The organism is Methanothermobacter defluvii, from assembly GCF_003385755.1.
GTDB classification, from domain to species: Archaea; Methanobacteriota; Methanobacteria; order Methanobacteriales; family Methanothermobacteraceae; genus Methanothermobacter; species Methanothermobacter thermautotrophicus.
Genome location: NZ_QREL01000001.1, coordinates 964,293 through 984,910, shown reverse-complemented (window position 1 = coordinate 984,910; position 20,618 = coordinate 964,293). Strand labels below are relative to the sequence as shown.

Sequence of the window (20,618 nt, the reverse complement as noted above, 5' to 3'; positions counted from 1 at the left end):
TCCGTAGAGATTCCACAACACAGAGCATATAAATAAATATTATAAATTATATAATCTGTTGTAGCAGAAAAGACCGCAGGAGCAGGTGATTTTTTGTGGCTATGTACAAATTAGAACTCCCCATATCAATTGAAAGAGAAGGAAACTGGTTCATTGCAATCTGCGAGCCATTTAATGTGGTCAGTCAAGGTAAAAGTGAGGAAAGTGCAGTAGAAAATCTTAAAGAGGCCCTCGAGTTATTTTTAAATGATGAGGATGTTCTGAGACAATATTCTACCGAGATCAAAAAATTCGTGGTGCCAAAAAAGGAGCAGTATGTGAGTGTTGAAATACATGACTGGGAGGATACCGCCCCTATCAGGAGTGGAAGTCTGTAAAGCTCTCCAGAGGGATGGTTTCAAGAATGCAGGTGGAAAAGGAAGTCACAGGAAACTTAAAAAAGTAGATAACGAGGTCCGGGTTGTTATTGTCCCACTTCATGACGAAATTGCACCAAAGACTCTGAATTCTATTCTCAAACAGGCAAAGATAACACGTGAAAGATTTCTGGAGCTTCTAAAATAACGGCTCTGTAGAAATCATAGTTGCGGTTTTCACCTGCCTGAGATGATGTTTGTGTTTATTTTTCTTGCCGTTGAATGTCCCCTACATACTCCACTGTTTATATTTTCCGGTTTATTGGGTATCACATCCCTTAAATCGTGTTTGGGGCTTCATTGAAGACTGAGCAAGTATATTATCCAGGTGTCCACGAGCAGTTGTGTAACTTTTCCCACTATGGCTTTATAAGCGCAGACTTACTGGTCCTTTTCCATATGGTGATCCACTGGACCTCCATGCAGTAAATGCACCGTCCCAGCAGTTCACCCATATTCGATGCATCTGAGAATTTCCTGGTAGTATGAGAATCATAAAGCCAGATCACTGAAGACATTAAACTAATTCACGGTAACTCATGCCTCAGATGGCTCTTCAAGCATAACAGATCTATGTTCAGTCTGCTCCTAGATTTGACATGATATGTGAAAATTAGGCTGATAATCTCAATTTACCGTCCCATGTCATCCGGAAATAGGTCTTATCCTCTAATTTTGTTCCGGGTGTGAAATAATATTGTGGTTTTGATATGGTTGCTCCTGGCCCTGAACCTCCCCTCTGAGTTTCAGGGTCAAAGTAGCCTCTCCCTGCTAATAGTTCAAGGTCCCCCCTGAAATTCAGGTTTTTATCATATTTTAAGTGGCTGATTAAGAACTCACTGGATACTGTAACGCTGTCTTGGACTTTCACTTCAAATGGGGGAGCTATTTTGTTAACTCCATCAAGGAGTACGTGCCCGAAGCCGTATTTTGACTCTCCCCCCAGAATGAGCTCCTGGATGATATTGAAGTTATCGATAAAGATTCCGGCGTCGACATCCACTTCCCTGTTATTTATTTTTGCATCTTCTTTGATCCAGATCCATCCTGTAACTTTAACGTCTTCTGGGGTCCCGGTTTTGTCGCACGATTTGTTATTTATGAATTCAATCTCGTGAAGGCTCTGATCCTTTGCGGTTGAAGAACCGGGCTCAATGGCTGTGGATATCTGACTGCCTATAAATCTATGTTCAAATTCTGCTCTGGTTATCTTAATATCATGACCGTATTTAATCCCTTCATCTGTGTAGGATGGAGAATAGATCGTCTTTCCATCATAGATATAGAAATATGAGAATACAAAATTATTCATGATGTCTTTACCGGTATTCTTATAATGATGGGCAGCAGGTTTTTTGAAGAGATTTTCTGCTGTCCTTTTTGTCACAGCACCCCACAGGTTCCTTCCGGGAATATAATATCTTGTGGGTGAAACCACCGAGCTCTTAGATGGTAGATAGCCAATATGGAGTGGGGTTTTTAACTTAAACACAACATTGATCGTTCTCCACATCCCTCATTCCCCTGCCTTTGCATGATACAGAGAATAAATCAAGGTGCGTTCAATGAGTCTCTTCATGAACAGTAATTTGTAGATATCCCGGGCAACATCTCTTAGTCTTTCACAGAACTCTTTGAAACTGTCGGGAAAACTGGATGAATCCTCCAAGAGGCACTCTCTTATTTCTGGCCTGTTTAACATATCAGTGAGTTCTTTCCTTACCCTCTTCTTTTCTTTGTCCTCTAACCAGAGAAACATTGCATAAACTCCATCTTCCTGCAAAACTCCAAGGGCTTTCCTAAGATGGTTTGCAAGATTTCTGTCGCTTTTTACAGCTATTTTCTGCGCGCACTGCATGCATATATAGTCAAGGTTTAACATCAGTTCCCACCTGTTCATCTTCAGAATGTTCTGCAGCTAATTCAAGCCTGCCGAATCCCCTTGTAACCATTCCACCTATCCCGAGATATTTAAGGTATGGTGAGACAGCATTTAATACTTCCTTTCTCTTTTCATCTTTCTCAGTGGCAATTTCAAATCCAAAGATGGTCCCCCTGGGTATCGCCTCATAAGTGAACAATGCCCCTTCCACTGCCGTTCCGGTTTCGGGATCTATCCGTACGGATGTTCTCACTTCAAGATTATCATTTACAATCGGAGAGAATAAATTTTCAGGTACTATGACAGCCCTTTTTATCCATTCATTTATCTCATCTGGTAAATCAACATCTTCCTTTTTTTCTGAGTTCACTTCGAAAAGTAACCAGCCAAGATTCAATCTTCCGTTCAGCTCCCCTCTGATCGCATAGACCTTATTTTCATCTTCATAGCTTATTTTTTCGTCTTTTACACACCAGTAGTTAAAAAGTTGTTCTGTTGTGATCCATACTGTGCCCCTGACTGAGGAGACAGGGAAGAATAATATCTGTCCATCATAGAATCGTAGAACGCCTTTTTTGTTTTCATCGCCAAAGATAGATTTAGCCTTTTCTTCTGCACGTTTTCTCTTTTCTTCAGCACTTTTATCTCCGAACTCATTCTCCGCCAGGTATGCTGTGTAGAACTCTCTTGTAACTCCTGCAATCGAGGTTCCAGGTATTTTTGGAATATCCGTCGATGGTTCCCTTACAATTGTGTTATCTGCTCTTCCCAGTCTGTAACCACCTGCCCCTATATGGACGGGGTCAAGGGCTCTTGCATATACTTTCTCAGGCTCTAAAGATCTATTCATCTTTCAGGCACCCCGTAACATGAGTGAAGAGATTGATGGTATCAAGTAAAAGCATGTTAATTGAGGAGGATATGAGGAAGAATCTGTTTTCTTCTCTTAATCCATCCCATTTATGTCCAAATGCATCCTTTAATGTTGTTTCTGCGAATATTCTGAATGTATTTTCCTTATTCGCATCTTTAACGTTTTTCCATTCCCTTAATTTTGAGGTGAGCGCCTTTTCAATGAAATTTATTTGAGAATTAGAAAGGTTGCTGGATAATAAATCCCATAATTCAAGTATTTGTGGGATCTGATGGAAGTAAAGGGGTCTTCCTGAAAACAATCTGTGATCCTCATGACCTCTCTTTTTACCCTCATAGCATATGTTGTACCTGTCGGTCGTTGCTGAGAGCAGTTCAAAGTCAAAATAGCCAGGGTAGAGATAGAAAATTTTACTCTTGGATAGTGGTGATAGGTCATCGAGCGTGTACTTTTTTCCATCTATCTTTTTTGTTGGATAAAAACTATAATGTTCATCCAGCCTACCTACATCCCACCAAGGATCCATAGGTGTTTGTTTTTTGAATTCTTCATCTTTGAGCATTCTTTTCTCTGCTTCGAGGAGAATGTAAAGTGGGAACTTTCTTTTTGCCACTAGAAGTCTAAGATTCAATGGCAGTTTTCCCAGCACCTTTTTGAATCTTTCATTGTATAACTCTGCTATCATTTCTATGATTTTCACTGAATCCAGAGCAGGGACTATGAATCGAAGAGATAGGGGGGATCTGTTTATTTCAATTAGTGGATAATATTTTTCGAAATAAAGATTTTCCTCAGTTTTTATTGTTTTTCCGACATCTATCAGGTTTTTTTCTGGTTCATCCTCTAAGGCCAGATGTTTAATACCCTGTTTTAGTGCTTCTTTAACTGCTTCTTCTCCGGTTTTATTGTTGAATTTGAACTTTTCAAGTGATTCTATGGTGTAAAATTTTCCATTTCTGTCGTGAAAAACAAGAAGAGTTTCCGGATCTAACCCACTTATCTTAATGATCAGGGAACTTTTTTCCAGGTTCTTGATATCCTTATATTCTTTCTTTAACCTGCTTTTTAATTCTGGGATATCTATGGAAAATCCTATCCTTTTCCACCGGTAAGCGTAAATTTTGTCAGTTATCTCATTAATTACCAGGTCGAAGAATTCCTCTGTTTCTTTCCAGATCCTGTATAATCGAGCAGGAGACGGGTTCTGTGTGAAAAGATAAGTGGCAAGGTTTTCTTTATTCAGATCAGCTCCTATATTCTCTTCTATATTCTGAAGATGCGTTTCAAGGGAATCTTTATTTAGACCTATTCTTTCTTCGAAGAAGGTATCCAATAATTTGGCTCTATCCTCATTTGAATTTCTATCATTTAATATATCATCCACTATCCTGTAAACAGACTCCCTATTGGGTTCAATTGAACCCCTTAGAACATTATTCGCTTTGTTCCACTTTTTGCTGTCTTTCCAGTCCTTGTATGTCTGTGAATAGATGGTTCCGACCATTGTACCGTCAAACCATTTATCAAGGTCAAAGTTTAAGGCAATTAAGGCAATCCTGTTGTTTTTATCTGCCACCTCATCTATCCAGATAGTGTTTTCTTTTCTGTTAGTCCAGTTTGCCAATCTTCCCTGTATTCTTTCACTGCAAATCTCACATCTCTCTTTCTCAATGGTTTTTGCCCTTAACCTGCAAAGGGGGCAAATATCTTCTCCTTCCTGGGGGGTTGGCATCTCTGGATTATCAGCTATTATCTTTTTTTGTTTTTTATCGATAAAAAGGGCGGGGGTTATTTTCGGGTAAGCACCTCTGGAGGATGCGAATTTAAGTTCACTGGCAAGTACTGTAAGCGTCTTTGAGGGTTTACTCAAAGTGAAAAAAGGCCACAATTCATTTTCACTCTCTTCTAAAACAATCTCACAAGCTTCTTTCGCGCATTGATTTGCGAGTTCTTCCGCCCGCTCAAACTCCGGGAAGGTGAAACAGATCCCGTTTATGTCTTCATAGATTGAATTTCCAACTGGAATCTCATCCTCAAACTTTCCTTTTAGTTTTTCTTTTATCCTCTCAATGATTTCCTTTCTTGCTTTAATTTCTGCAATTTTCCTCCCTTTGTTTATGAATTCTATTCCATTCCAGAATATTCCGAATATCCTCAATTCTGGATCCTTTGTATCTGCTCCGCAAAGCTTTGCTACCAGAAGAGACTTAAACCGAGATGCAGTTGAATATGAATGATCCCATAGAGTGACATCATTGGATGGAATTCTTGTCTCTCCAAGGCCATAAGAAAAGAACACCTGAAGTTCTTTCATTAGGGTCCTTCTAAAATAACTTAAGTCCACCATTCCGGAAATGTAATCTTTGAGGAGTTTTATTAGAATGGTTTGCAGGTCATCGAAGCTTTTTTGCAGGCAATTTAGATCAACTTTTTCTTTTGGATAACCAAATGGTGATGATATAATGGTGTTTTCGAGGGTTTGCTTTTTTCTTACAATACCCTTGTCGTCTGCGGAATCTTTACGGTCACATCCTTGTAAAATGTTATCTCTTTTATGATGCTCGGTGATAATGTTGTATATTCTTATTGATTCACCCTTAATCTTCTGCTCCTCAAACGCTTTTAGAAGTGATATCAGTTCTGTTTTCAAAAAACCATCAATATTTGCATGATGAAATCTCTGAGGGATGTTCTCTATAGAGTTGGTCCCGATAAAACATGGATTAAGTTTGCCGATGTCATGGAGCAGGGCTCCAATCTCGCCTGTTAATATTGCTTCTTTATTCTTTTTTATATTTTTAATGTTGCTCATACCTATAACCATCCAAAATCTCTGATAGCTTATGCAGGTCTGAGAAATTCTTAGAGACACCTCCTCTCATCCACAAATTCCCTTTCAGTTGCTTTTCCACTACTCCAAATCCAGATGTTCTCTTTGCCGAAAACCCGTAGGTATAGAACATTAATTTTAAAGCTTCCGCGATAAGTTTTAGATCCTCTTTAATCTCATCTCTAAAATTTTCTTTCCCTGGATAAGGGACGTAGAGAAGGTAGAAATCTCCTTTGGTGCCGGGTTTCATAACCTCAAGAGGTATTGGCCCCCTCGCCGGAGTCCGGGTCTCTCTTTTTAATGGCGTTATCACATCATTTCCTGCTCTGTCTTTGAAAAAAGTAGGGAAAAAATAAAGTCTGCCTTTTACTGTGTCCTCGCTATCAGGATTTGAACCAAAAAGTCTTATGATAATGGGATTTTTGGGGCCCTTCAATTTTGTGGCTGCGAATCTAAGGTTTCCCTTCCAGGTGGAGGGTCTCACAATGGGTAGGCATGTGAACTTGTCTCTCACAATGGGGTTTGTAGAAAACGCATCTTCACCTCTACTGGTGTAAGGTTTTTTAAGAGTGAACTGGAGCCTGATGAGAACTGAGTTCCGGGGAAGATAATTCAGATCCGCAGGGGATGGATAGAACCTTTCAAAGTCATCTTTATGATCATCACTCACAGCATCCAGAATCTTTCTTTTTATTTCTCCAATGTCACAATCCTTTTCATGAAGATAGAAGTCATATACTCCATCTGAATTCAAATAAGTCCCCCTAAAACTTCTTCCCCAGTCTTTGCTTTTTCACCTGCACATTCAAGTAGTTTGGGATATTCATCTTCAGCTGCATAGGCAAAAAGGCGATTTCCTGGCGGTTTTTTGTAAAAATAACGATTACCCTTATTTTTGGACCCCTTCAGGAAACTGCAATCATTCTTTAGCCCCTTCACAAACCTGGGATCTGGCTTTTTAATAAAAATGAATCGTTTTAAATTGGGATTATCAGTGTGGGAGCCCTGTTTCTTGAGGTAACTCTGCAGCATTGATTTCTCAAGTCTGAAATCATCAAGGTCATTTTCTTTTATATTTATGATGCCATAATCTCTATGCGCAAGTTTAGCTCCGAGGGCACCATAATTTTCTATTATCCTCAAGGTTCTGTTGAGGAGGGCTAACTCCACATCTTCCACTCTTCTAAGTTCAGTGATCTGTATCTTGAGGGTTTCATCTGATTCTTCACAGGATCTGAATATGAATTTTCTGGACCAGCCACGGCATCCGAATAGTTCACAGGCATCACAGTGCCTTATTCCTTCACATTCTGACTCTGAAGGGTCGCAGGCAGTTCCTCCAAGAGCCCTGATAAGGGCCTCATACCACCATCTGAGGCTTCCTATGAGTCCAGTATCCCTTATAACTTCTGATTCTCTTTCAGGGCCCCCCGTGAATATCTTGCTTAGAATTTGTAGTTCAATATTGAATGTTCTGGGTCCACCCATAAACAAACCCCCATTGTATTATTTATTTATCAGTATTTAACATTTTCTATGGAAGAGGTCATGACATGACTTAAGCCGGATGTGGACGGCCTGGAGATCCAGGGGGATGGCAGTATGAGAACCTGACTTATGACCTGGATGGAGTCGTACACTGCAGCCCACCAGCACCAGTGTGGTGAGACAACTGCAGGGCCCCATGAGGATGCAGAGAATCAATTTTGTGCCGCTTTCTGTTCCGGGTCCTTAACGGATTTATACTTAACTTCATGTTGCAAATCTATTTATATTAAATCAACATATCTCGATATATTCATGGAAGTTTAAGTAAAATGGTGGTGATTAACAGTGGGAGAAGAATCACTTGGAATATTCGAAAAATACCTTTCACTCTGGGTAATCATATGCATAGTGGCTGGAGTTGCCCTGGGACACTTCATACCGGCATTCCCCCAGCTCCTTAACAGGTTACAGTATGCCAGCGTCTCATTACCTGTCGCAGTTCTCATATGGCTCATGATATACCCCATGATGCTAAAAATAGACTTCTCAAGTATCCTGAGGGCCACCAGGAACCTGAAGGGCCTTACAGTCACCTGTGGCACCAACTGGCTCATAAAACCGTTCACCATGTACTTAATATCCTCCCTATTCTTCCTGGGTGTCTTTTCACAGCTGGTACCCCCGGACCTTGGAAGGGAGTATCTTGCAGGGGCGGTGCTCCTGGGCGCGGCTCCATGCACAGCCATGGTATTCGTGTGGAGCAGCCTCACAAGGGGTGACCCCGCCTACACCCTCGTCCAGGTGGCTGTAAACGACATCATACTCCTCTTTGCCTACGCACCGATAGTGGCCTTCCTCCTGGGAATAGGTAACATATCCGTGCCCTATGATACCCTCATACTCTCGGTGGTCCTCTTCGTTGTCATACCACTCACAGCGGGTTACCTGACAAGGAGGAGGCTCCTCAGGACGAGGGGGGAGGAGTACTTCAGGGGCTTCCTCAGGAAGTTCGAGAACATAACGGTTATAGGCCTGCTCCTGACCCTCATAATAATATTCTCATTCCAGGGCGCTGTTATAATCGATAACCCCCTCCACATAGGCCTCATAGCGGTGCCGCTCATCATACAGACCTTCCTCATCTTCACCATAGCATACCTCTGGGCAAGGGCCTGGAGACTGAGGCACGATGTCGCCGCACCCGCAGCCATGATCGGGGCCAGCAACTTCTTTGAACTGGCTGTGGCTGTAGCCATATCACTCTTCGGCCTGGAATCAGGGGCGGCCCTTGCAACGGTGGTGGGCGTCCTGGTGGAGGTCCCTGTGATGCTAACCCTTGTGAGGATAGCCAACGCCACACGGGATACTTCACTGAATGATATTAACCTTTTTTTTGAGGGCCGGTATTAACTCCCTGAAAAAAGGATTATATAAACTAGATTCTCTCGGGTATGAGGCCCTTCCTCTTAAGATAACTGTTCCACCTCACTGCAATCATCCTGTAGTGGCTGTCACCGATTGCCTTCCACAGACTGTTTGCAAGCTGGACATGGAGCCTGTGGTATGATACACTGGCAGACCAGGCCGGCCTGTAGGAGTCCCCATCCACTGCATAGTAGGTCCACCGTCCACTATCGAACCTGCGGTGCATCGCCCTGAAGGTTGAAACACCATTCCTGAAGAGCAGGAGGGCCCTTGAATTACCGGTGTAGTTGTAGGCCCTCTGGAAGCCTAGGTGCAGATGAGGTGGGCGTTGAGGATGTAGTGCTTCCTAAGGAAGTTGTAGTGCAGGTAGAAGTTCCCGTACTTCGTTGATTTAACAAGGCCCACTGGTGCCATGAAACTGTTTATGAGTGCATCTGAGATTTCAAGGTATTCACGGTTACCTGTGAGCCTGTATGCCCGGCCGTAGTGGCCTGCCAGGTTTCCCTGGGCGAAGCTGTCAAGCCACCCTGTCCCTGATCCACAGTAGTCAAAGTACATGGGGAAGACAGCGTACCTCATATCCCTGCAGGTCCTGAAGCTCACCATGAGCTTCTGCTCATCCAGAATCTCCAGGAACATGCTCTCATTGACTGCACCTGCAAGGTTTGATGTGAGGACCGGTAGATGTTCCACCCCCTGTACTTGTAGTAACTGAAGGGGAGGCTGCTCCTGTACTCTGAGGGGAAGTTCCTGTAGTATGATGACCTGTTCCCGAATACGATGGCGACGTAACTCTTTTCTGGTGACAGACTCTGTGAATAGTAGGCGTTGTTGGCCTGTATCGTCTTTATCTCGATGATCTTCTCATGGCTACTGAGGGGTCTCCTGGATTTGATCCTCTGGAATAAACCCACAGCGTAGCCGGCATCGACGCAGGAAACATGGTAGCGCCTGTCACCGGTACGCTTGTAGCTTGCATAGAGGCTGCTGCGGATCTCACGGTTCTTACTGAGGGCCTCTTAGAGGAGTTCTCTGTAATTATCGAGGTAGTATGACCTGTTGAGGTGGTTTTCGATGGGCACCGATGCATTCTGGCTGCTGTTCTTCAGTAGCTGGGTGCTGTTTACTCCTGCTGGGTCATCCGCATATGCCGGTGATGTGAGAATAACTGCAAGTATCAGCAGCAAGTGGATTCCTTTTCATATCTCACACTATGTTCGGTCGTCCTAATATTATTCATAGATTCTGTACTACACATGATTTGCATGTGTCATGGGAGATCAATGGAATTTTAAGATTTGGGGTTTATTACATAGGTCTGATGTTCTTATGTAACGGATACTTATTTAAGGGACCTCAAGATAAAAGTTAAATTCACAGTTTAACATCTTTTAAGTGATAATCATGATTATATCCGTTGTCATACCAGCCCTCAATGAGGAGGGTGCTGTTGGTGAAACAGTCAGGTCGGTCCCTGTGGATGAACTCAGGGACATGGGATTTGATGTGGAGATACTAGTCGTGGATAACGCATCCGAGGACAACACCGCCAATGAAGCGATGGAAGCCGGTGCAAGGGTCGTGAGGGAGGATAAGAGGGGTTATGGTAACGCCTATAAGAGGGGCTTCAGGGAGGCCCGGGGCGACATCCTGGTTATGGGTGACGCTGACCTCACATACCCCTTTGAGATGATACCCGAATTTGTGGCTGAGATAGAGAGGGGGTATGACTTTGTGATAGGTGACCTCTTGAACGGCATGATGGAGGATGGTGCAATGCCAGCCCTCCACAAGTACATAGGAAACCCCCTACTTTCAAAAATGCTCAATATATTATTCAAGGGGAATATAAGAGATACGCATTGTGGTATGAGATCCATTAAAAGAGAAGCCTTTGAAAAGTTGGATTTGAAGGCGCCTGGGATGGAATTCGCCATAGAAATGGTCATAGAAGCCCTAGAGAAAAACTTGAAGATCAAACAGATATCTATACCATACAGGAGACGAGAAGGAGAAGCCAAACTTTCCTCATTCAAAGACGGGTGGAGACACATAAAATACATGCTAAAAAGAAAGATTGGTGCTATAGAATGAAAGTAGCGTTTATTTATGATTGTGCATATCCTTGGGTTAAGGGTGGTGCTGAGAAAAGAATTTATGAGATAGTTGAGGTTCCCATAACCTACAGGAAGAGGTCTGATGAACCCAAACTCTCCTCCCTCACTGATGGCTTCAAAATATTCCGGACACTTGTAATTGAAAGGTTACGTTAATGAGGGACTTATAAAAAGGTTATGTGGAGGGGATTGTAGGAATGAATGTTCTGATTTTATCTCATCATTTTTATCCTTTCATAGGAGGGCTGGAAGAAGTTGCATTCCAGCAAGCAAGGCATCTTGCTATGAATGGTCATGATGTGAATGTCATAACGAGTAACATAAGTAATGAACTGGAGGAGTTGCCAAAGGAAGAAGAGATTGATGGTGTGAAAATTTACAGGATATCAGCCATGAATTTTCTCTACAAAAATTTTGACATCCCACAACCAGTTTTTAATATATTTGAACTTAGAAATAAATTGAATAATTTGATTAAAACTGCAGACGTAGTTCACATCCATGATAGACATTACATGACGTCATTCATGGGATCTTTAATGGCTAAAAAGCACAAAAAGCCAGTTGTTCTTACATTGCATACTCCTCGGGTTAAATATGGTAATAAATTATACAATTTTCTTTTCCAATTAAATGAAATGATTTCATCTTACTCAATCAAAAAGGCCGACGCAATTTTATCACTAGGTAGTGAGGTGCATGATTATATACTTGAACGATTTGGGCGTGAATCAGAGATAGTATGGAACGGCGTTGATATAGATACATTTTCACCCGTCAGTGAATATGAAAAAATCAAATTAAGGGCTGACATGAAACTCCCTGAGGAAAAGTTTATAGCACTATTTGTGGGGAGATTGACATTCAAAAAAGGTGCTGATCTCCTTGTAGAAGTGGCTAAAAATTTGAGGGATCATGAGGATGTAGAGATAATAGTTGTAGGGGACGGGCCGAGAAGAAAACTAATCGAAAAAAATATTAAAAACAATGACATTAATAATATAAAATTAATTGGTAATGTGGTTGATAAAAGGATTTTGAGTAAATTCTATCGGTCTGCGGATATCTTATTGTTTACATCAAGGGGTGGCGAAGCGGCGGCGCCTCTCGTCCTTTTGGAGGCAATGGCCTCAAGCCTCCCTATTGTTGCACTTAGAACGGGACCATACGCTGATCTAATTTCAAAGGGTAAAGGGTATGCTGTATCCACAATTAATGAAATGTCAGATAAAATTATTTATTTATCTGGTGAAGCTGATTTGATGAATGAACTTTCTCTGAAGTGCAGAAAATATGCTGAAAAGTATAGCTGGTCCAAAAATGTGGATGAACTACTTGAAATTTATTCAAATCTCACAAAATAAAGGAGAATTAAAATGAATATAATGATTGTCACACCCTATTTTTATCCGAGGAGGGGTGGCGCTGAAAATTATGCTTACAATATTGCAAAAATATTGAGTGAAAGAGGTCATGATATAACAATTTTTACATCGGGTGAGGTTAACTCTGAAGAAAACATTGCAGGTTTGGATATTATAAGACTTAAACCCAATTTTAGGATATCTAACACTCCAGTAAGATACAACATTATATCAAAAATTTCCAGGATAATCAGGGAAAGGAACATTGATATTGTGAATGCCCATACTCCTGTACCTTTCTACGCAGACATGGCTGCACTGGCATCTAAAATGAGTCACAGGCCATTTGTATTAACATATCATAATGATCCCCTGAAATTTTCATCCTATTTAAAATTATTATCTGTGATTTACAGCAAGACACTTCTTCGGTTGACTCTCAAACTTTCCAGTAGGATCATAACACCATCCCCCTATGTTTACAACGAATCATCATTCACAGAGGATTATCATGAAAAGATGACATGGATACCCCCCGCTGTAGATATTGAAACTTACTCTCCTCGCGATGAGGATTCTATCCTGAAAAAAATACTCTTTGTAGGTGCAATGAATAGGGGACATGACCATAAAGGAGTTGACGTTCTTCTAAGGGCATTTAAGCAAGTTTCTGAAACTTATAAAGACGTGCGTCTTGTACTTGTAGGTACGGGGGACATGGTCACCCACTACCAGGGAATGGCCAGGGAACTTGAAATATCAGAAATTGTTACATTCAAAGGATCTGTGGATGAAAAAACACTCATAGATATCTATAGGGACTCATATGCCCTTGTACTTCCAACCAAAACCATTGCAGAAGGTTTTGGGATGGTCCTAATTGAGGCCAATGCATGTGGCAAACCAGTTATAGGTTCAAGGATTGGCGGAATAAAGTATGTTATAAAGGATGGTGAAACCGGGCTTCTCGTGCCACCAGGAGATCCCGGTGCACTTGCAGATGCGATCATGAAGTTGCTAGATGATGAGGAACTTGCCAGAAAACTGGGTTTAAATGGAAGGAAACTGGTAGAAAAAAATTACACTTGGGAAAGGGGCGCTGGAATGACAGAGAATGTTTTTGAAGAGGTTGTTTCATGAGAATCTGTTTACTTGGTGAATTTGATGTTGACTTGGATGAGGCAATGCGCAAGACAGCCTATTACCTCTATAAAAATTTATCCAGAGATCATAATGTCCTTAAACTTAATCTCAGGAATATATTTTCCTTTTCATTTTGGTGTTCGCTAAGAGATTTTAGACCTTCCCTTGTCCATTATGTGAGCGGCTCTTCCCTTAAGAGTTTCATTATACTAAAATTCATAAGCAAATTATTTAATGCTAAGTCTGTAATTTCCATAATGCGACCCACATTTTCAAAATTATCTTTACAGTTCATTAGATTCTTCAAGCCAGACCTTGTAATAGTACAATCCCTAGAAAATCAAAAAAAATTCAAAAGATTAGGACTTAATACACTATTTTTTCCTCTGGTAGGTATTGAGACTGAAAAATTCTGTCCAGCAATAAAACAGAAAAAAGCTATGTTAAGATCTGACTTTAACCTGAGAAATGATGCCTTCATTGCTCTCCATGTAGGGTCAATAAAGGAGGGGAGGAACCTTAAGTGGTTAATTAGATTACAGGAGGAGTTTGATGATGTTCAGATTCTAATTGTTGGGGCTGTTTCACAGGGTATTGAAGAAAAGATTTTAACTGAATTGAAAAATGCTGGTTGCATTATTTGGGATAGCTATTTTAAGAATATAGAGATGATCTATGCTCTTGCTGATTGCTATGTTTTTCCAGTTCTCTCGAAGGAAAATCTGATAGGTAAAAGTAAAGCTGACTGTATAGATATGCCCCTTTCAGTTTTTGAGGCTATGGCTTGCAATCTCCCAGTAGTTTCAACCAAATTCGGAGGTTTACCTGAGATTTTCGAGGGGGGCGATGGTTTAATTTTCGTTGAGGATTTTAATGAGTTTTTAGAAGCCGTTAAGTATCTCAAGGATTCCAATAAAGAAATTAAAACCCATAAAAAGGTTAAAATGTATTCATGGTCTCTAGTATCAAGGAGAATCGAGGATGTCTACAAAAAACTTCAGTAAATTTTTAATATCTTTCAGTGGAATCGATGGCTCTGGTAAAACCACACTGGCTAGGCACGTTACAACTCTACTTAGGAGGCATGGAATTAAGTGTAATTATGTTTATGGAAGATTAGAGCCTCGTCTATTGAAGCCTTTCATTTTTATCGGCAGAAGAATATTTCTTAGAAATAAGGACATGTTTAATGATTATGAGGATTATTCCAATCAGAAACGAAAGGGAATAAAGAAACATTCTTTTTTATTCAAGATATATTTTTATATAATGGTTCTGGATTACTTAATACAGTTGTTTTTGAGGATTAAAATCCAATTATTCCTAGGGAATAGTATAATATGTGATAGATACATTTTTGACACTGTAATAAACGATTTTGCAGTGGACATGGAGTATACTACTAATGACATGAAAAAAAAAATTGACAAGTTTTTTCGTTTCTTCCCAAAACCGGCACTTGCATTTTTCATAGACGTCCCTGAGGATATAGCATTCAAAAGAAAGAATGACACGCCATCATTGAAATATTTGGAAGAAAGGACAGCAAAATATAGATTCTTGGCCTCAGAATATGATATGATAACACTGGATGGTAGTGAGGATCTAGAAAAAATAAAAAAGCTCATTGAAAAAAGAATTTTTAAGGCGGATTCTCAATGAAGGTAATGATAATAGGTATCGATGGATTAGATAATGAACTATTAATCAAATTTGAAAAAGAACTACCTAATTTTAGAAAACTAAGAGAAGAGTCGCCTTACACTAAATTAACTTCAGTTTTTCCCCCTGATTCTCCAACAGCTTGGACATCAATTTACACAGGGAAAACCCCTGCAGAACATGGAATTGTTTATTTTAAGGATCCCTTTAGCGAATCTCGTTATGGAGATTATATGAGTAAAGATATTTCCGGAAAAACTTTTTGGGACGTTGCAGGAAAAAAAGGGAAAAAAACATGTGTTCTATTTCCACATCTTGGATATCCTGTATGGCCTGTAAATGGTATAATGATAGGGAGAACAACAGAAGTTGATATCAAGAAATTCGACATTCAGACCTGGCCTAAAGAGATTTCCACGAAATATGATCTCTCTGGTTTAAAGCCAATGACTTCATACCCTGTCAATATTGGAGATATAATAGATCCAACGAAAGAAGTTATCTTAAATGAAGTTGAATTAGCTGTTCAAATATGCCAGGACTTTAATTGGGACATTTACTTTTTTTATTCTTCTTCACTGGATAATATACAACATCTTTTTTGGATGTATAATGATAAAGAAGATCCTTTCTATGTGGAGGGCAACCCCTATGAAGACGTAATTCTTGATTTTTATAAATTTTATGATGAAAATGTAATAGGGAGATTTCTTGAGCTCATCGATTCTGATACTGTGTTGATCATTTTGAGCGATCATGGACACGCAATGAGGCCCGTCAAAGTTGTTAACATAAATGAAATATTAAGAAAAAAAGGATTTTTAAGAACAGAGGGGGGTAAAAGAAGCATAAAAAATAGTTTCATAGATAAAACCAAAAAGTCGCTCCTGTCAATTATAGATCAACACAGATCAATCGGAAAAATGGCATCTACATTTTTGAGGATATTCCCTAAGGGATTATCAATTTATACTAAAATGACTCCAATAAATAAGGAGAGTATCGCATATCTATCAGATCCCTCTGGAGGTATAAAAGCCTACAGCTATGCAGGAATAAAAATAAACAAAGAAATTATAGATGACTCCTCCTATGAAACTCAAAGAGACAAGATTATTAAAATATTATTGTCGATAAAAGATCCCGAAAACGATGATGATCTTGTTGAATGGGCTAAACGGAGAGAAGAACTTTACAATGGCAAATATATAAATAAATATCCGGATGTAGTTTTTAAATTAAAGGATGGATGGGGTGTTGGAACTGAAATAAACGAAAAAATTTTTTCTTGGAGTAGGTCGCATAAACTACATTCAGGGAATCATAGGGGAGAAACTCCGGTATTAATTGTATATAACAAGAAAATAAAATTTGATCTAAAAAAGAATTTAGAATTAATGGACATATATCCTCTAATATTTAGTTTCCTTGAAATGGAATGATTAATATGAGAGTCTGTTTTATAAGTCGCTTTTACAAGCCCTTTGTAAGAGGAGGAGCGGAGATCTATGTTGGCACAATTGCTGAGAAATTCTCTGAGAAAGGCCATGAAGTATTTGTTATAACACCATCACCAGCTAATCAAAGTTATACAGAAAAGATCAACAATGTAATGGTATATAGAATATCGCCCCTTAACATTTATAATGCTTATGAATCTATTAATAAACCACTGTTGTTGAGAATACTTTATCACTCTTTTGATTTATTTAATTTACATGCATATCTTCTCATAAGAAGTATATTGCAAGATAAAAATCCAGATATTGTACATATAAACAATTATAAAGGTCTGTCACCACTCGCCTTCAAGGCCGCCAGGGACCTTAAAATACCAGTGGTCTTCACAGCACATGACTATTCAACAATGTGTATACGGGCAAATCTCCTCAACGGGAAAGGAGAAATATGTGAGAATCCTCGAATACCCTGTAAAATGTACAACAGGATACAGAAGCACATCATTGATGATAAACCTGACATTGTAACTGCACCATCAGGATTCGTCATGAAACAGCTGGAGAATGCAGGACTTTTCAATGATGCTAGAAAAATTGTTCTTCACAATCCCGTGGAGACCGAGACCCAGCCAGTTGAGAAGTCCTATGATACCCTGGACATCCTCTTTGTGGGTTCACTATCAGGGCACAAGGGACCTGATATACTCATAAGGGCCTTCAGGGAACTTGAAAACGATAATCTCAAACTTCACATCCTCGGTAAGGGCCCTGATGAGGACGAACTCAGGAAACTCGCTGAGGGTGATGATAGGATAATATTCCATGGGTTTTTAAGCGGTGATGAACTTATGGACATGTATCAAAGGGCTAACATGACTGTTCTTCCTTCCATATGGTATGATAATTCACCCATGGTCATATATGAGAGTTTAATGAATTCAACACCAGTCATTGCAAGCAGGATCGGGGGTATACCTGAACTTGTAAGGGATGGATACAATGGCTTCCTCTTTGAACCTGGGAGTGTGGTGGAACTTAGCAGAATCCTTAAAAAGATTTCAGAGGATCCATCCATTCTTAAAGGACTTGAAAGGAATGCATATGAATCTTCACAGAAGTACAGTATCGAGGATCACGTGAAGAGGCTAGAGGAGATCTACAGGGGATTACTATGAGAAAGGACATAATTTATATACTGCTTCTACTGTTAATCACGGACTTATCCATAATTTTAGATATTCCTATTTTAAGGCAGTCATTACCCTTCATATTCTTCACACTTATTCCTGGATACCTTCTTATTGGTATTTTAAGGCTAAGGCTTGAGTTCATTGAGGGTTCTGTTATTGCAGCATCTCTCAGCATATTCCTCTTAATGATAACGGGACTCATCATAAACAGCTTCTATCCCCTCATAAGGAGACCACTTTCACTCCTGCCCATATCTTTAGCCCTCAATATTCTCCTCCTAGTGCTGATGATAATCTATTATTTCAGGGGGGAGGAACCAATACAGTTTAAAACTCAGGGCAATCTATTTCCTGCGCTCTCATCCCTCTTTTTCCCTATCCTAACGGTTACTGGATCCTATCTAATGAATAAATACTCTGTTAACATATTACTCTTACTTGTTCTCCTGTCCATACCAGTCTACATAACCCTTTTAGAAGTTTTCAAGAAAAGGATTGGGCCCGCCACATATCCAGTCGCTTTATTCAGCATCTCTCTCTCCCTGCTCCTGATGAATGGTCTGCCATCAAATTATCTAATTGGGAGGGATATACATGGCGAGTTCGTCCTGTTTAAAATGGCCCTTATGAACCGTCACTGGGACATGCATCTCGGATTATATGATGCATACAATGCCTGTCTCTCCGTCACAGTTCTCCCAGTAGTCTATAAGGTCCTCCTTAAAGTTCCTGCTGTCTACATCTTCAAGTTTTACTATGGTTTCATAGGGACCCTCATGGCACTGGCAGTCTATCTGATATCAGAGAGGATACTCAAAAGGAGTGATTACGGATTCTATGCTGCCCTTCTATTCATCTTCCAGTTTTCATTCATTTATATACTCGGATGGGTCAGGCAGCTCATAGCCCTTGTTTTTTTCGCAGCAGCCATCATGGTCCTCACAGGGGACATGAGGCGGACCCATAAGAAACTACTTTTAGTTATTTTTATGGTTGGAACGATTCTCTCACATTACACAACAGCCTATGTTTTCTTTTTCATTGCAGCCATAACACCACTCCTCGTCAGGGTAATGAAAAGATTTAAAGTTCCTGATAATTCCCGTGAATTCTTCGCAGCATCCCTTGCTGTGCTTTTCTTCGTTATTCTATTTGCATGGTATGCGCAGGTCACAGGTGCACCATTCAAATCAGCGGTCTCGTTTTTCACAGAGACCATAAGGAGCATGTCCGACTTTTTCGCAGCAGATATGCGGAATAACTCTGAACTTGCAGTTGTTGGAATAGGGATTTCCAGTCTCCCTAACCTTCTGAGCACAGTTGTCCATGACATCATCTTTGCCACAATTGGAGTCGGTGCACTTGCAGTTATACTTAAACCTGAATACCGTAAGGGACGGGAATACCTTGCCGCTGTCATTATCTGCATGGTTATTCTTGTATCATTCATTGCTCTCCCCTTTTTATCCCGGGGTTATGGGGGGACACGCCTCTTCACACAGTTACTTGTAATACTTGCGCCACTTTTCATTATTGGTGTTGATGCGTTGACGGGTTTTATAAGAAAAGAGAGATGGAGGATTCCCTCAGTCATTGTCCTGCTCATCCTTCTATTCTCATGCACAAACTACCTCAACTATCATTTCTATGGTATACCCTACTCCTACTCCTATGATGGTTCCGGTGAAAGACACTATGAGACATTCATATATGACAGTGAAGTCGCCGCTTCGAGGTGGCTTAATTACCATTACAATGAAGGTTCAGTTATTCATGGTGATGCCCTGACATTTTCGAGGATAATCTATGGTTTCAATGACATTCCTAAGAGAGATCCACAATTCTTTAATGGGACAAACACCGAGACTGGAGATTACATATATCTAAGACATGTTAATTTATATGAAGGTCTGGTATTCAAGGATTGCCCTACAGAACCTCCAAAGTTTGTTAAAGGGAGCGTCAAAATGCATAATGTGGAACCGATGAAAAAAATTTATTTGATTGATAGTAAAAGCCTTATCTATGATAGTAGGGGTGCTAAAGTTTTTATTGTAATGTGATTATCAAATACTTCATGGAGATTTTATAGTCAAATTACTTTAGTCTATACGGTTTAGAAATCATGTTTTACTTAATATGGTGCTTTTAAGTGCCTGTGAGATAAATGGGTTAGTTTTTGAATTATTGAGGTTTAGTCTGTATCCTGCTGTTATTGTCTCTGAATATTTCTTTTTTTCTGATCTAATGTTCTATTTTTCTAGGGCTGTAATGGTTTTATTGATATATATAGTATTTCAATTCCATATTTGCCTTTCTTTACGTTTTGGCGTTTCATGTTTGCTTTTTAGTTATTTCCATGTATTTCTTCTAGTCGAATTCTTTGTCTATGCAGAATCTTATTGCCTGTTTTTTTGTTTCTTTATGATGGATATTGCGTTCTTTCTGTCGTGTCTGGGGGTCCTAGCTACTTATTATGTTAATATAAACCTATTCATATGGTTCCTCTTCTCCTAGTCCCCGAGCAGTCCTTCATCTACCTTTAATCTTTGATTCAGCTTTGTGGACGTACACTTCAGATTATCATTTCAGTCAGTAATATTCTCTGGAACGTAGTGTGATATGTAACTTCATTCAAGCCGGGTGTTCATGAACAATAAATGCATTAGACGTATTAGTGAAGTGATCCACCCGAGTTCGGAAGGTCTTCAAGCAAATAAAGGGCATTAATTGATGCTGCCTTCACTCCTGTTAGATTTTATGCTTG

The 20,618-nt window shown here is 40.0% G+C and carries 20 protein-coding genes and 1 pseudogene; 12 read left to right on the top strand and 9 right to left on the bottom strand.

Annotation, left to right across the window (positions count from 1 at the left end; all coding sequences use genetic code 11):
* The first annotated feature begins 101 nt into the window (after positions 1-101).
* Together C7452_RS05145 and C7452_RS05140 are read left to right on the top strand one after the other, a co-directional pair.
* Positions 102-377 carry a type II toxin-antitoxin system HicB family antitoxin gene (locus C7452_RS05145; RefSeq protein WP_245942868.1) on the top strand — a complete coding sequence of 92 codons (276 nt, stop codon included), beginning with the start codon at positions 102-104 and terminating at the stop codon, positions 375-377.
* Positions 364-564 carry a type II toxin-antitoxin system HicA family toxin gene (locus C7452_RS05140; RefSeq protein ID WP_211305655.1) on the top strand — a complete coding sequence of 67 codons (201 nt, stop codon included), beginning with the start codon at positions 364-366 and terminating at the stop codon, positions 562-564. The genes C7452_RS05145 and C7452_RS05140 overlap by 14 nt, the downstream gene beginning before the upstream one ends.
* A gap of 465 nt (positions 565-1,029) precedes the next feature.
* Here the strand turns inward: C7452_RS05140 and C7452_RS05135 are convergent, their stop codons facing one another.
* The 6 genes from C7452_RS05135 to cmr1 are packed head-to-tail and all read right to left on the bottom strand — an operon-like array spanning position 1,030 to position 7,490.
* Positions 1,030-1,929, bottom strand: coding sequence for a hypothetical protein (locus C7452_RS05135; protein WP_115892437.1), 900 nt, complete (start codon positions 1,927-1,929; stop codon positions 1,030-1,032).
* 3 nt (positions 1,930-1,932) lie between these two features.
* Positions 1,933-2,298 carry a hypothetical protein gene (locus C7452_RS05130; protein ID WP_202943319.1) on the bottom strand — a complete coding sequence of 122 codons (366 nt, stop codon included), beginning with the start codon at positions 2,296-2,298 and terminating at the stop codon, positions 1,933-1,935.
* Positions 2,285-3,148 (bottom strand): type III-B CRISPR module RAMP protein Cmr4, encoded by an 864-nt coding sequence (gene cmr4 / locus C7452_RS05125; protein ID WP_010875964.1) that lies wholly within the window; start codon positions 3,146-3,148, stop codon positions 2,285-2,287. Before cmr4 ends, C7452_RS05130 begins: the two co-directional genes overlap by 14 nt.
* Positions 3,141-5,996 carry a CRISPR-associated protein Csx11 gene (locus tag C7452_RS05120; protein ID WP_245942851.1) on the bottom strand — a complete coding sequence of 952 codons (2,856 nt, stop codon included), beginning with the start codon at positions 5,994-5,996 and terminating at the stop codon, positions 3,141-3,143. The genes cmr4 and C7452_RS05120 overlap by 8 nt, the downstream gene beginning before the upstream one ends.
* A complete protein-coding gene (locus C7452_RS05115) occupies positions 5,971-6,756 on the bottom strand; it encodes an RAMP superfamily CRISPR-associated protein (RefSeq protein WP_115892436.1) in 786 nt (261 codons plus the stop codon). Before C7452_RS05115 ends, C7452_RS05120 begins: the two co-directional genes overlap by 26 nt.
* On the bottom strand, positions 6,753-7,490 hold the full coding sequence (gene cmr1 / locus C7452_RS05110; RefSeq protein ID WP_115892435.1) for a type III-B CRISPR module RAMP protein Cmr1: 738 nt from the start codon (positions 7,488-7,490) through the stop codon (positions 6,753-6,755). Before cmr1 ends, C7452_RS05115 begins: the two co-directional genes overlap by 4 nt.
* A gap of 345 nt (positions 7,491-7,835) precedes the next feature.
* Between cmr1 and arsB the strand changes: the two genes are divergently transcribed.
* Complete coding sequence (gene arsB, locus C7452_RS05105) at positions 7,836-8,900, top strand: ACR3 family arsenite efflux transporter (RefSeq protein ID WP_115892434.1); 1,065 nt, start codon at positions 7,836-7,838, stop codon at positions 8,898-8,900.
* Between the two features lie 25 nt (positions 8,901-8,925).
* On the opposite strand, the pseudogene C7452_RS09195 reads toward arsB, so the two are convergent.
* From C7452_RS09195 to C7452_RS09185, 3 genes and pseudogenes are all read right to left on the bottom strand, one after another.
* A pseudogene (locus C7452_RS09195) lies at positions 8,926-9,473 on the bottom strand (D-glucuronyl C5-epimerase family protein).
* Between the two features lie 41 nt (positions 9,474-9,514).
* A complete protein-coding gene (locus tag C7452_RS09190) occupies positions 9,515-9,829 on the bottom strand; it encodes a hypothetical protein (RefSeq protein ID WP_245942850.1) in 315 nt (104 codons plus the stop codon).
* Between the two features lie 105 nt (positions 9,830-9,934).
* A complete protein-coding gene (locus C7452_RS09185) occupies positions 9,935-10,102 on the bottom strand; it encodes a hypothetical protein (RefSeq protein ID WP_245942849.1) in 168 nt (55 codons plus the stop codon).
* A gap of 217 nt (positions 10,103-10,319) precedes the next feature.
* Between C7452_RS09185 and C7452_RS05095 the strand changes: the two genes are divergently transcribed.
* From C7452_RS05095 to C7452_RS05055, 9 genes are read left to right on the top strand one after another with little or no spacing between them, the layout of a single operon-like run.
* A complete protein-coding gene (locus tag C7452_RS05095) occupies positions 10,320-11,009 on the top strand; it encodes a glycosyltransferase family 2 protein (protein WP_115892433.1) in 690 nt (229 codons plus the stop codon).
* On the top strand, positions 11,006-11,188 hold the full coding sequence (locus C7452_RS09180) for a hypothetical protein (protein WP_115892432.1): 183 nt from the start codon (positions 11,006-11,008) through the stop codon (positions 11,186-11,188). Before C7452_RS05095 ends, C7452_RS09180 begins: the two co-directional genes overlap by 4 nt.
* 41 nt (positions 11,189-11,229) lie before the next feature.
* Positions 11,230-12,396 carry a glycosyltransferase family 4 protein gene (locus tag C7452_RS05085; protein WP_115892431.1) on the top strand — a complete coding sequence of 389 codons (1,167 nt, stop codon included), beginning with the start codon at positions 11,230-11,232 and terminating at the stop codon, positions 12,394-12,396.
* A 12-nt stretch (positions 12,397-12,408) separates the two neighbouring features.
* Positions 12,409-13,536 carry a glycosyltransferase family 4 protein gene (locus C7452_RS05080; protein ID WP_115892430.1) on the top strand — a complete coding sequence of 376 codons (1,128 nt, stop codon included), beginning with the start codon at positions 12,409-12,411 and terminating at the stop codon, positions 13,534-13,536.
* Positions 13,533-14,543 carry a glycosyltransferase family 4 protein gene (locus C7452_RS05075; protein ID WP_115892429.1) on the top strand — a complete coding sequence of 337 codons (1,011 nt, stop codon included), beginning with the start codon at positions 13,533-13,535 and terminating at the stop codon, positions 14,541-14,543. Before C7452_RS05080 ends, C7452_RS05075 begins: the two co-directional genes overlap by 4 nt.
* The gene (locus C7452_RS05070; protein WP_115892428.1) at positions 14,521-15,201 is read left to right on the top strand and encodes a nucleoside/nucleotide kinase family protein; all 681 of its coding nucleotides are present in this window, start codon (positions 14,521-14,523) and stop codon (positions 15,199-15,201) included. Before C7452_RS05075 ends, C7452_RS05070 begins: the two co-directional genes overlap by 23 nt.
* Before the next feature lie 5 nt (positions 15,202-15,206).
* Positions 15,207-16,643, top strand: a complete 1,437-nt coding sequence (locus C7452_RS05065; protein ID WP_170130297.1) for an alkaline phosphatase family protein — start codon at positions 15,207-15,209, stop codon at positions 16,641-16,643.
* A 5-nt stretch (positions 16,644-16,648) separates the two neighbouring features.
* Entirely contained in the window at positions 16,649-17,836 is a 1,188-nt protein-coding gene (locus C7452_RS05060; protein ID WP_170130296.1) for a glycosyltransferase family 4 protein, read from the top strand.
* A complete protein-coding gene (locus C7452_RS05055; RefSeq protein WP_115892425.1) occupies positions 17,833-19,914 on the top strand; it encodes a DUF6541 family protein in 2,082 nt (693 codons plus the stop codon). Before C7452_RS05060 ends, C7452_RS05055 begins: the two co-directional genes overlap by 4 nt.
* The last annotated feature ends 704 nt before the right edge of the window (positions 19,915-20,618 follow it).

Bases quoted from the DNA above. Each gene is read 5' to 3' on its own strand.
- C7452_RS05060 (WP_170130296.1), top strand. From the start codon at position 16,649: ATGAGAGTCTGTTTTATAAGTCGCTTTTACAAGCCCTTTGTAAGAGGA.
- cmr1 (WP_115892435.1), bottom strand. From the start codon at position 7,490: ATGGGTGGACCCAGAACATTCAATATTGAACTACAAATTCTAAGCAAG.
- C7452_RS05065 (WP_170130297.1), top strand. From the start codon at position 15,207: ATGATAATAGGTATCGATGGATTAGATAATGAACTATTAATCAAATTT.
- C7452_RS05070 (WP_115892428.1), top strand. From the start codon at position 14,521: ATGTCTACAAAAAACTTCAGTAAATTTTTAATATCTTTCAGTGGAATC.
- C7452_RS05085 (WP_115892431.1), top strand. From the start codon at position 11,230: ATGAATGTTCTGATTTTATCTCATCATTTTTATCCTTTCATAGGAGGG.
- cmr4 (WP_010875964.1), bottom strand. From the start codon at position 3,148: ATGAATAGATCTTTAGAGCCTGAGAAAGTATATGCAAGAGCCCTTGAC.
- C7452_RS09180 (WP_115892432.1), top strand. From the start codon at position 11,006: ATGAAAGTAGCGTTTATTTATGATTGTGCATATCCTTGGGTTAAGGGT.
- C7452_RS05055 (WP_115892425.1), top strand. From the start codon at position 17,833: ATGAGAAAGGACATAATTTATATACTGCTTCTACTGTTAATCACGGAC.
- C7452_RS05095 (WP_115892433.1), top strand. From the start codon at position 10,320: ATGATTATATCCGTTGTCATACCAGCCCTCAATGAGGAGGGTGCTGTT.
- C7452_RS05080 (WP_115892430.1), top strand. From the start codon at position 12,409: ATGAATATAATGATTGTCACACCCTATTTTTATCCGAGGAGGGGTGGC.
- C7452_RS05075 (WP_115892429.1), top strand. From the start codon at position 13,533: ATGAGAATCTGTTTACTTGGTGAATTTGATGTTGACTTGGATGAGGCA.
- C7452_RS05145 (WP_245942868.1), top strand. From the start codon at position 102: ATGTACAAATTAGAACTCCCCATATCAATTGAAAGAGAAGGAAACTGG.
- C7452_RS05130 (WP_202943319.1), bottom strand. From the start codon at position 2,298: ATGTTAAACCTTGACTATATATGCATGCAGTGCGCGCAGAAAATAGCT.
- C7452_RS05135 (WP_115892437.1), bottom strand. From the start codon at position 1,929: ATGTGGAGAACGATCAATGTTGTGTTTAAGTTAAAAACCCCACTCCAT.
- C7452_RS05120 (WP_245942851.1), bottom strand. From the start codon at position 5,996: ATGGTTATAGGTATGAGCAACATTAAAAATATAAAAAAGAATAAAGAA.